The 1,734-nt window shown below is 31.8% G+C and carries 1 protein-coding gene; it reads right to left on the bottom strand.

Features of this window, described 5'->3' with window-relative positions; all coding sequences use genetic code 11:
* Nucleotides 1–115: 115 nt before the first annotated feature.
* The gene (gene pdxR, locus ACF91D_RS30135; RefSeq protein ID WP_153672681.1) at nucleotides 116–1,528 is read right to left on the bottom strand and encodes a MocR-like pyridoxine biosynthesis transcription factor PdxR; all 1,413 of its coding nucleotides are present in this window, start codon (nucleotides 1,526–1,528) and stop codon (nucleotides 116–118) included.
* Between the last annotated feature and the right edge of the window lie 206 nt (nucleotides 1,529–1,734).

Here is a 1,734-nt window from a genome sequence, read left to right as displayed (position 1 = left end):
ATCGAAACTATTGTTGATATCACAGTATGAGTAACAAAAGTCTCTTTTAGCATCATTCTTATATACAATACTTTGTATATACTTACCTTTAGAGTCATTAATGAAAAAGAAAATCTTAATAATAATTACTTGTATCTTTTTCAAACCATGCTTTTTCAAGCAGTTTAACTGCTGCTTTTATTTGTTCTATGGATAGTACTGCAAAGCCAAGTAGGACGGTTTGGCCATCATTTTCCCCGTATTCAGAAACAGAATTTACTTTTACACCAAATTTTGCTGCTTGATTAATAGCCTCTTGTTCTGTCATACCATTATTTAAACGTAGGGTTAAATGCAAACCAGAGTCTTCGCCTATAACTTCAACACTTTCTGGGAAATGTTTTGAAATAGCTGTAATTAAAACATCTCTTTTTTTTCGATAAACTACTTTCATTTTTTGAATATGTTTTTCCCAATATCCTCTATTTAAAAATTCTTTTAAGATATTTTGGTCTATGCGAGAGACTGTTTGAGCATAAAAGAAAAAGTCTTCTTGGTAGATATTGATTAGAGAAATTGGTAAAACCATATAACTAATACGCAGAGAAGGTAATAGTAATTTGGAGAAAGTACCCATATAAATTACATTTTCTCCGGTATCTAACCCTTGAAGCGCAGGTACTGGTTTACCACTATATCGAAATTCACTATCATAATCATCTTCAATAATATAACGGTCTTTTTGTTCTTTTGCCCATTTCAATATTTGTAAGCGTTTTGAAACCGGCATAATCATACCACTAGGAAACTGATGGGACGGCGTCACAATCGCTACATTTGCATCAGATTTAATTAAATGAGAAACAAGCATACCTTCTGAATCGATTGGAATGAATTCTACTTGATTTGCTTCTTTTTCAAATAACATCATTTTCCTATGATATCCAGGGTCTTCAACAGCAAATTTGCTCTTTGGTAATAATAGAAAAAGTATCTTCATTAAAGTTTGTGTGCCAGATCCGATAACAATTTGACTTGGATAACATTTTACTCCTCTTGCTTCGTATATATAATCCGCAATCGCTCTTCGTAAATATACCTCTCCTTGAGGATGGCCTAACTGTAATATTTGTTTGTTATCATTTTGAAATATTTCATTTACCAACTTTCTATAAAGGTTAAAAGGAAAAGATTCTGGATCAACACCAGTGTATGCAAAATCATAGGTATAACCATCGTTGTTATCTAATTTTTCCTCTACATACTGGGGATTTTGATAATTTATATTAAAATCCTCTTCTTCAATATCGCAAACATAATATCCTTTTCTAGGAAGCGTTTTTAAGTAGCCTTCAGCAACTAATTGCCCATAGGCAGATTCAACAGTATTTTGACTAACGCAAAGATGCTGAGAAAGTTTTCGTTTTGAAGGCAACTTCATTTCAGGTAATAATCTTTTTTTCTTTATCTCTTGTTTAATATACGAATATAACTGGATATAAATCGGATCTTTGCCTTGAATATCAAAATTCGGTGTTAACTGTAACATTTAATCTGGTCCCCTCTACTAATAAAATACTGGCACTTATAAAAGAGTCAGATATTCACTATAATACCTTAAGAGTACAATTTTTACATCATAGTAATAAAAATACTAACAATGGAGGGTTAAAATGAATCAGCAAAATCAACATATAGGATATATTATGATTATTAGTGGAGCAACTCTTTGGGGCCTATCGGGTCCGATGATAC

This window comes from Staphylococcus sp. 231237_7MaSpsaltlick, from assembly GCF_043107035.1.
The sequence above is the reverse complement of the archived record's forward strand: the minus strand, read 5'-3'. Positions and strand labels throughout refer to the sequence as shown.